The organism is Moritella sp. PE36, from assembly GCF_000170855.1.
Taxonomy (GTDB): Bacteria; Pseudomonadota; Gammaproteobacteria; order Enterobacterales; family Moritellaceae; genus Moritella.
In genome coordinates, this window is record NZ_ABCQ01000090.1 from 1 (window position 1) to 9,844 (window position 9,844).

The 9,844-nt window shown below is 39.9% G+C and carries 8 protein-coding genes; 3 read left to right on the forward strand and 5 right to left on the reverse strand.

Annotated elements, in window-relative coordinates:
- From PE36_RS22910 to PE36_RS22920, 3 genes are all read left to right on the forward strand, one after another.
- On the forward strand, positions 1 to 302 hold a 302-nt coding region (locus PE36_RS22910; protein ID WP_006034500.1), incomplete at its 5' end, for a polysaccharide biosynthesis/export family protein.
- Positions 302 to 2,602 (forward strand): polysaccharide biosynthesis tyrosine autokinase, encoded by a 2,301-nt coding sequence (locus tag PE36_RS22915; RefSeq protein ID WP_006034501.1) that lies wholly within the window; start codon positions 302 to 304, stop codon positions 2,600 to 2,602. The genes PE36_RS22910 and PE36_RS22915, both read left to right, overlap by 1 nt.
- Before the next feature lie 102 nt (positions 2,603 to 2,704).
- On the forward strand, positions 2,705 to 3,184 hold the full coding sequence (locus tag PE36_RS22920) for a DUF1499 domain-containing protein (RefSeq protein WP_006034502.1): 480 nt from the start codon (positions 2,705 to 2,707) through the stop codon (positions 3,182 to 3,184).
- Between the two features lie 104 nt (positions 3,185 to 3,288).
- Here the strand turns inward: PE36_RS22920 and cydC are convergent, their stop codons facing one another.
- The 5 genes from cydC to PE36_RS22945 form a co-directional block, all read right to left on the reverse strand.
- Complete coding sequence (gene cydC / locus PE36_RS22925) at positions 3,289 to 5,052, reverse strand: thiol reductant ABC exporter subunit CydC (protein WP_006034503.1); 1,764 nt, start codon at positions 5,050 to 5,052, stop codon at positions 3,289 to 3,291.
- Entirely contained in the window at positions 5,049 to 6,800 is a 1,752-nt protein-coding gene (gene cydD / locus PE36_RS22930; protein ID WP_006034504.1) for a thiol reductant ABC exporter subunit CydD, read from the reverse strand. Before cydD ends, cydC begins: the two co-directional genes overlap by 4 nt.
- Before the next feature lie 94 nt (positions 6,801 to 6,894).
- Positions 6,895 to 7,029, reverse strand: coding sequence for a cytochrome bd-I oxidase subunit CydX (gene cydX / locus PE36_RS22935; RefSeq protein ID WP_006034505.1), 135 nt, complete (start codon positions 7,027 to 7,029; stop codon positions 6,895 to 6,897).
- A 10-nt stretch (positions 7,030 to 7,039) separates the two neighbouring features.
- Positions 7,040 to 8,179 carry a cytochrome d ubiquinol oxidase subunit II gene (gene cydB, locus PE36_RS22940; RefSeq protein ID WP_006034506.1) on the reverse strand — a complete coding sequence of 380 codons (1,140 nt, stop codon included), beginning with the start codon at positions 8,177 to 8,179 and terminating at the stop codon, positions 7,040 to 7,042.
- An 11-nt stretch (positions 8,180 to 8,190) separates the two neighbouring features.
- Positions 8,191 to 9,780, reverse strand: a complete 1,590-nt coding sequence (locus tag PE36_RS22945) for a cytochrome ubiquinol oxidase subunit I (protein WP_006034507.1) — start codon at positions 9,778 to 9,780, stop codon at positions 8,191 to 8,193.
- Between the last annotated feature and the right edge of the window lie 64 nt (positions 9,781 to 9,844).

A 9,844-nucleotide genomic window follows, 5' to 3' on the forward strand; every position in this document is an offset into this window, starting at 1 on the left:
AGAAACTTATTTACAAAGGTTTAAAAGGCGATTATTTAGTTAACCCTAATGTCTATGTCCACGTTGTCGAATACCGGCCTTTTTATATTCATGGTGAAGTTCAGAAACCTGGTGGTTACCCCTATCAGCCGGGTTTGACAGTAAACCAGGCGATTGCTTTAGCGGGCGGATTAACCGAGAGAGCATCTAAAGATAAGATATATTTATTTAAGGAAAAAAACAAAAATAAGCAAATTAACGCAAGCTTAACCTATAAAGTTAATGCTGGTGATACCATTTTGATTAAGCAAAGGTTTTTCTAATGGATAAACTTGAACAGAGTCTCAATAAATCGTCTGTCAATAATGACATTGTGTTACCTTCGCCACATTGGCATGTTATCCAACGATATAAATGGCGGATATTGGTTCTAGCTGTCTTTGTTTCTATATTTACAGCATTATACCTATCAAATAAGTCACCGGTATACCGTGCTTCTGCAACCTTGTTGATCGAAGCAGATCAAGTGCAAGCTGTTGCATTTGATTCAGTTCAAGGGCTCAATTCGAATAGGAAAGAGTATTACTTGACGCAGTTTGAAATTCTTAAGTCTTATTCTATCGCCGAAACTGTATTCGATCGCTTAAATCTCCAACAGCAACCATCATTTCAAAAAGGTGAAAGTTGGAAAAATATTTTGGTCGGTCACTTACTCGAGGTTTTACCATCAGTCAATTTCTTTGTTATTGACGACAAAGTCGATAGTGAATTTAGCGAAAATATCGGTGCCGGTTATATTAATGGCGTATCGCAAGTTGGTAGCGAGATTAGTCGCGAAGAGTTAGAAAGTCAAAAAGAGAAAAGAGTACGTTTAAGACAGTTTTCAAACAGTTTAATTGTCACCCCAATCAGAAAAACCCAGCTTGTTAAGCTTTCTTTTGACAGTGAAGATCCCGCTTTAGCGGCCTTGATCGCGAATGCTGTTGGTGAGGCTTATATAGCACAAGATCTTGAGGTGAAATCGTCAATCAATAAAAATGCAGCACATTGGCTAAGAAAAAGACTTGAAGATTTACGCGAGAGCCTTGATGTGTCGGAATCACGGTTACAAGTATACCGTAAAGAACAAAATATCATTGATTTACAAGATCGTAGTGGAAGAGGTCTAACGGGTTTAGTGAGTAATGAATTAGAGCAAACCTCTCATCAATTAATTGAAGCCAAGAATGAAGTGAATCAATTACGAAGTATTGTCCGGGCAGTTAATGAATACGGTGTAAAGAACATTGATAAATTAGAATCAATACCAGAGATAACGTCGCACCCGGTGATTCAAAATATTAAAAATTTAAAGGTGAAAGCTAAATTAAAAGTATCTGAATTATCGCAAATATATGGGCGTAAACATCCTGATCTTATCGCGGCTAAATCTGAGCTTTATACGGTGAATAAACATCTGACCATTCAGATCTCTAAATTGGTAACCGGATTAGGTAGAGATCTTAAAATGAAACAAAGTAATGTTGCTGCCTTAAAAAGGGAATATAAGAAAATTCAACGTGAATTTCAGGATGTCATCGGCAAGGATAATGAATACCAGAAATTAGTTCGTGACGTAGAAAGTAACCGTAAGCTTTTTAATACCTTCTTAGAACGTTCTAAAGAAACAGCATTAACCAGTGACTTTAATGCCGCCGTCGCACGTTTTACCGACAGAGCGCATACGCCAAATAAACCGATTACTTTAAGTACGAAGATACTTGTTATCATTGCTTTTGTATTGACGATTATTTTGCACATTACTTATTTATTGGTTAAAGAATACTTTACTGATAATTTTAACTCGGTCGGCGATATAGAGACCAAACTTGCTCTTCCGGTATTAGGTGTACTGCCTAAGATTGGCAGAAAACGCAACCAAGATTTAGATCTGCATTATTTCTTTGATGAAAAAGGCCGTAAATTTTCTGAATCTATACGAACATTGCGAACTAGCTTTTTATTAGCACAAGGTCAACGGATTAATCAGGTTATTGGGATCATCTCCTCGCAACCGAACGAAGGTAAGTCCACAACGGCGATAAATATGGCCTTCTCGTTGGCTCAGATTGAAAAAACAATCCTTATTGATGCTGATATGCGCAAACCGAGTCTTGCAAAGAACTTTAATATACCAAAAGACAAACCCGGACTAGCACAATTGATCACTGGTGAAGCGAATATAACAGACTGCATTACTGTAGATAAAGTATCTGGTGCACATATTATGGCCTGTGGGCCTACGCCAAAAAATGCGCAAGAATTGCTATCCTCGAAACGGTTTAAGCAGTTACTGGAGAGTTTAAAGCAGTCATATGATCGAATTGTTATTGATACACCACCGATTCAGGCTGTGAGTGATGCATTGATCATATCACTGCATACAGACGCCATTATTTATGTCATTAAGAGTGAAGCAACACGGGTGCGGTTAGTTCAAAATGGTGTTCGCCGTCTTGCTAAAGTTGATGCCAATCTTGTCGGTATTGTGATGAACCACGTTAATACGGATGGTGTGTCTGGGTCTGATTATTATTATGGTTATTACAGTGATGATGAGTACGCCGAAAAACCAGCTAAGTAATAGTGCGCTATAAAAGCAAATGTTTATTGCGAGATAACTACTTGCTGTTTATTGAATTTTTTGGTTAAATTACGTCAGTGGTTAATAGCTTTAAGGATTCAAATGTTTACGTCTCGTGTATATACCCGTTCTACATTAATACTAACTTGTAGCCTTGTGCTTACTGCATGTACTGGTGCGCGTCCCCATAATTTAGGTATTGTTAATTCAACGTTAGCACCTTGTCCTGAAACACCTAATTGTGTATCAAGTGACAGCTTAGACGAAAGTCACTATGTACCCGCATTCAAATTAGAAGCGAACTCTGAACAGGTATGGGCTGAAATAAAGCTATACCTAGACTCGCAAAGCAATATGGAAATAGTGAGAGAACTTAAAGATTATTTGTACGTTGAAAGTACAAGTACACTCATGCGTTTTGTTGATGATTTTGAACTTCATCTCCGTGAGCAAAACGGTATTATTGCCGTTAGATCGGCATCTCGATATGGAAAGTCTGATTTTGGCGTGAATAAAGAGCGTGTGGACGCTTTATATTTATACTTAAATGAGAAGGGCTTAGTGAGTGAAGCAATTAAGTAAGCTTATATTGTTACTTACATGATGACTCTGTAAACAGTTGCTTCAGTGAAAACGGGTAATACATTTGTGTGTATTACCCGTTTTATATTCTGCTTTACCAAAGTCTAGAAATAGTTGAGCAGTTTTCGGTAATAATTATTGGTTTCCATTAAGGTTTTATGATCCCCTTGAGCAACAATAGTCCCTTCGTCCATGACGATGATCTTATCCATCTTTTGTAACATCAATGGCTTGTGGGTGATCAACAGTAAACTTTGCTGTGATAGTTCCAGTTGCTGAAATAGGTTGGTAATGATTGTTCTTTCACTGTGGCGATCAAGTCCTTTGGTTGGTTCATCGAGAACGAGCACCTTTGCATTCCGCAATAACACTTGCGCTAAACATAAACGTTGTTTTTGACCACCAGATAAACCAGAACCCGTTTCTCCTAACCAAGTCCTAAACCCATTTTCTAACTCATCAATAAAATCGATTAACCCCACAACCTGACATACATCACGCATTTGTGATTCTGTTACTTTCGGGTTGGCTAAGCGCAGGTTATCACCAATCGTGGCATGGAAAAGATGGCTGTTTTGGCTCATCAATGCAATGTGTTCACGTAATGATTCGGTATTCAACTCATTTAAGTCAACGTCATTAATGGTGATACCTGGCGTTAACTTATCGACCATATCTAGATTTGGCGTATTGTTCGATGGCGGAATAGGCCAGAATCCCATTAATAGATTAGCTAAGGTTGATTTACCCGCACCACTGGCACCGATAATGGCAACCTTCTCACCTTGTTGAATGGTAAGGTCAATATCTTTTAATACACGGTCATGACCATCAGGATAAGTGAAAGTTAAAGTATTAAACTTAATTGGACCGGTTGTTACTAAAGTATCACCACCAAGGTCGGGGATAGGCTTATCAATAATTTCGAACAAACGAGCAGCACTGTCATGCACTTTAGGTAAGATTTGGCAGGCGAGGGGCATATTAATGACTGTTTCGAAACAAACTAAAATGAGTAGTGCAGCACTCGCAACAAACTCAGGTTTTATATCGCCAGTTTGTACCAGAGGTACCAGTAGATATAAGCTTGCAAACACGGTTGCGTTAATGGCTATAAATGTTAAAGCCGTGGCTAATGCATGCAGACGGTGTAAATGTAATTCAGCGCGGTGATAGCTTTCTGACACACGATTGATCGACTGTTGATATTGATGTGCAATTTGATAAACCAATAATTCACGCATTGATGCCATGCCGTCGACTAATTCAACTTTTAGCTCACTTGAGAGTTTCGCTTGTTGCTGTGCGCGCTTTTTACTTAATAATAAAATGAATATTGGTAACACAAAACCGACAAGGATTAATGCACCGACAATAACAAACGCGAGGTCGGATGAAATAAAACTCACCCCCCAGCCAACCAGTGGAATACTACAAATAGCAACGAATGCAGGGAGTAACACTCTTAAGTAAAAATTATCAAGTTCATCGATGTCTTGTTGCAAACGAGCAAGGATATCGGCTGACTTAAAGTTAACACGGTAGTAGGGCAATAACGGCTCTAAGCGGGTATAAAAATAGTAACGTAATGCAGCAAGGGTATTAAATGTCGCCCGGTGCGTTAACAAACGTTCTGCATATCGGCCTGCTGTACGTACTATTGCTAAAAAACGGATAATGGCGGCAGGCGTGAAATAGTTAGCTGTTACACCAGACAGCCCCGCAATGGCCATGATGGTAATGAACCAACCGGAAACAGCGAGCAAGCCAATATTAGCCATTATGGTGATAATCGATAACAAGGTACCGAGTAACATTAAAGGGAGCTGTGGTTTAAGGAGTTTCATCAATCTAACTAATGGATTCATACGTTCATCTCCATATCGATATTAACAGTATTTGCATAGCTGCCATTTAGCGCAAGTAATTCTGTGTGGGTACCTTGTTCGATAATTTGACCTTGTTCTAATACAATGATCTTTTTCGCGTCAACCACTGTATGTAAACGATGGGCAATAACAATAACCAAATGCTGTTTTGCATATTCAGCGATGCTATCACTGACAATTTGCTCGGTATCTTTATCCAAATGGCTACTTGGCTCATCAAGAATTAGCACATCCGGCTGGTGGTAAAATGCGCGTGCTAATGCTAATCGTTGAGACTGACCACCAGAAATACCAACACCACCTTCACCTACATGAGTGTTTAACCCATCTTTTAATTGCGCTACAAAATCAGCAAGACCGACACTGGTTAATACTTGTTGTATCTTAGCGTCGTCATAGTCTTCTGTTAACGCGATATTGAAACCAAGACTGCCGTAGAAAATGTGGCCTTGTTGTGCGATCCAACCGCAATGATTTAGCCAAGCATCACGCTCTGCAGAAGTATGTTTAGTACCGTTGATCGTCATTGAGCCACTATCAGGGGTATTAAAACCTAAGATGGTATCAATCAGCGTTGACTTACCCGCGCCACTTTCACCAATAACAGCATATAAACCGTGATTAGATAGCGTTAAGTTAATATTTTTAAGCGTGTTTTTACGACCAGCATAGGTGAAGTTAACATCTGTTAAGGTGATATCGAAAGGTGCTTTAAACTGTGTTTCAGTTTGGTTTTCTTTAATCGGTGTCGTGAGAATTTGTAGCATATCTTGGGCTGCGGTAACACCGGCCATCTTAGCGTGATACTGAGTACCTAGTTGTCTAAATGGTAGATAGAATTCCGGGGCAAGTAACAACACCCACAGCGCTAATAAATAATCAACATCACCATAATAAAGTCTAAAACCTAAGATCACAGCAACAAGTGCAATGGCAATAGAGGCCAAAAACTCTAACATGAATGAAGAAAGAAAGGCGATCTTTAAGATCCCCATGGTTTGGTTACCATAGTCTTCACTAATGGTTTTTACTGCCGCCATTTCTTGGCGCGATGCGTTGAATATCTTAAGCTGAGTCAGCCCTTGAATAATATCAAGGAAATGGCTGCTCATGCGCAGTAGTTTAGTCCAATGTTTTTGGTTTAAATCATGCGCTTTATGGCCAATAATGATCATAAACATTGGCACCATAGGCGCCGTTAGCATTAACACTAAACCTGAAAGCCAATCCATCGGGAATACGGCAAATAACACCGCGCTTGGGATCACCGAACAATAAGCGACAATAGGTAAGTAACCTGAGAAATAATCTTCAAGAGAATCAACACCTTGATGCAGAAGTTGGGCTATTTTGGCGCTGCCGATAGTTTGTGTTTTTGCGGGACCCATTGCGAATAAGTGCTGTAACAATTGTTGTCTAATTGACACTTTGATTAGCATGGCCGCATGACGACTGTAGCGCTCACTGATATAGCCGAATACAGTACGCGTAATAATGATGGCAACTAAGCCAAATAATAACGGGGTTATTTCTGCAAGGGCTTTGTTTGAGAATATAATTTCGTTGATGATGCCAGCTAAAATAGCCATTTGAACTATCATCAATATGCCATTAAATGCGCCTAATGCAATCGCTTTGCTTAAACGACCTTGGGCCTGAGTGCGTTGGCTTTTGAGCCAAGTTAAAAGTTCTTTTTGCGTGTAATCTGTATTAACTGATTCTGTCATTGGGTAGCCTGAAATTGGAGGAATATTGAAACAATAGACCCTGAAATTGGAGGTTTAGAAACAGACGCCCATCCTTGGGCGCAAAGCTTAATCCTTATTTTTCGTTATTTTCATCATCCTGATCTTTTGCTACGTTATCCGTATGCTGTTCCATTTCGTACCACATTACATTGATGATACCGAGCGAAACAGCCAGTAAAACACCTAGGATCCAACTGAAATACCACATGGTTTACTCCTTAATAAGATGTATAGTTGTTATCTTCAATTTCTTCACGGGTTACCGTTCTCCACATTTTCTTATAACACCAAGCGGTATAACAAAGGATAATTGGTAAGAAGACCGCAACGACAATAAGCATGATGTTTAATGTTTTTTCACTTGATACCGCATCCCATAACGTTAAGCTGTGATTAGGCATACTGCTCGACGGCATAATAAATGGGAACATAGAGACACCCATGGTTAGAATTACACCCGCAATTGATAATGCACTTGCAGTAAATGCTAAACCACCCGGCTTGAAACGTGCAAGTAAGCCAGCAATAACCGCCATCACAATACCAGTGGTTGGTAATAACCAAAGTACAGGATGCGCATTAAAGTTATTTAACCAAGCACCTGTTGCTGTTGTAACAACTTTTGTTGTTGGTTGTGCAAGGGCAAGTGGGTCAATGGTGCTTTGAATGATAAAACCATCAATTGAAGTGGCAATCATTAGACCTGCAAGGCTAAAGCTAACAACCAGCACGGCTGAAAATATCTGTGCTGCTTTTGCTGAACGCGCTGCTACATGTTCATCAGTACGCATTGATAACCAAGTTGCACCGTGCATAAGAATCATAGATACACTGACTACACCACTAATAAGTGCAAACGGATTAAACAACGCAAAGAATGAACCTGTGTACGTAACACGCATAAATTCATCAAAGCTAAATGGTACGCCTTGCAGTAAATTACCAAATGCAATACCGAACACTAATGGCGGAACCATACTGCCAACGAATAATGCTTTATCCCAGTTGTAGCGCCATTTTGGTGAATCGATTTTACTGCGATAGTCAAATCCTAATGGACGTAAAAATAGACAGAAAAGTGTCAACATCATGGCAAAGTAGAAACCACTAAATGCTGTCGCATATACCATTGGCCAAGCTGCAAATAAAGACGCACCTACGGTGATAAACCATACTTGGTTACCGTCCCAGTGGGCGGCAATCGTATTAATCACAACTCGGCGTTCAGTATCATCTTTTGCAACGAATGGCAGTAAGCCACCTACGCCCATATCCATCCCATCGGTGACTGCAAATCCGATAAGTAATATCCCGATGATTAACCACCAGATAAGTTTTAAGCTTTCATAATCAAACATAATCTAAGCCCTTAGTATTTGTCTTGACGTAATTGTGGTGATGCTTGTTGCGCTTCTTGCTCAAAATGGTAACGCCCAGTGTGTAGCGAGCTAGGACCGATCTTGGCAAACTTAACCATTAACCACATTTCAATCGCGAACAAAATGGCATACACAAGGATAAAGGCAATCATAGTAAAGAGTACTGAGCTTGCATCTAGGCTTGACGTCGCCATGAAGGTCGGCAAAATTTCACTGATAGCCCAAGGTTGGCGACCAAATTCAGCAACAAACCAGCCTGTTTCTATCGCAACCCAAGGCAATGGTAAGGCAAATAAGATGGCTTTTAATAACCAGCGTTTTTGTTCAATAACACGGCGAGCGTTGTAGTAGAAGGCTAAGACGAATAAGCCAAACATAATAACGCCACTACCGACCATTATCCGGAATGCCCAGAATATAGGCGCTACTGTTGGAATTGAATCGTCAACCGCCATTTGAATTTGTTCTTCAGTCGCATCGACAACATTATTGGTATAACGCTTGAGTAATAACCCATAACCTAAATCTTGCTTAGTTTCATTGAAACGTGCAATGTTTTCAGGCGTTTCTTCACCATTACGGAGTTTTTGTAAATATTCATAAGCGATCATACCGTTACGAATACGTGGTTCATGTTCTTTTTTAAGATCACGTAAGCCAGTTACTTCGCCGTCAAGTGAACGGGTGGCAATAATGCCTAACGCATATGGGATCTTAATCGCGTAATCCGTTTCCATGGTTTCATCATTTGGAAAACCAAAGAGGGTAAATGCGGCAGGTGCTGGTTCGGTATGATATTCGGCTTCAATAGCGGCAAGTTTAACGCGTTGAACCTCACCAACTTCATAACCAGATTCATCACCCAGTAATAAAACAGAACAGATCGAAGCAATACCGAATCCGGCAGCAATCGAAAATGAACGTTTAGCAAACGCTATATCACGACCTTTTAACAGATAGTAGCTACTGATACTCATGACAAACATAGCGCCTGCCACGTAACCAGCAGAAACAGTATGAATAAATTTAACCTGGGCAACTGGATTGAAAACCAGTTCACTAAAGCTAACCATTTCCATGCGCATTGTTTGGTAGTTGAATTCACTGCCGACTGGATTTTGCATCCAACCGTTTGCAACTAAGATCCACATGGCTGACAGGTTGGTACCTATTGCCATTAAGAAGGTGGCGGCCAGATGTTCTCTTTTACTTAATCTTTCCCAACCTAATAAGAACATACCAACGAAAGTAGATTCGAGGAAGAATGCCACCAGGCCTTCAATGGCGAGTGGGGCACCAAATACATCACCCACATAATGTGAATAGTAAGACCAGTTAGTACCGAACTCAAATTCCATTGTTAAGCCTGTTGCGACACCAATGGCAAAGTTAATTGCAAAAAGCTTACCCCAGAATTTAGTCATATCACGGTAAATAATACGGCCCGTCATCACGTATACTGCTTCCATGATAAACAGGATCCAAGTCATACCGATTGTTAATGGCACAAAAAGGAAATGAAATAGAGCGGTGATGGCGAACTGCCAGCGGGATAACTCTACTAAGGTTTCATTAATCATTTTAAGGACACTCCACTAGATTAATTTGAATCAGAATTTTTTTTATTAGGAAATAATTGATCTT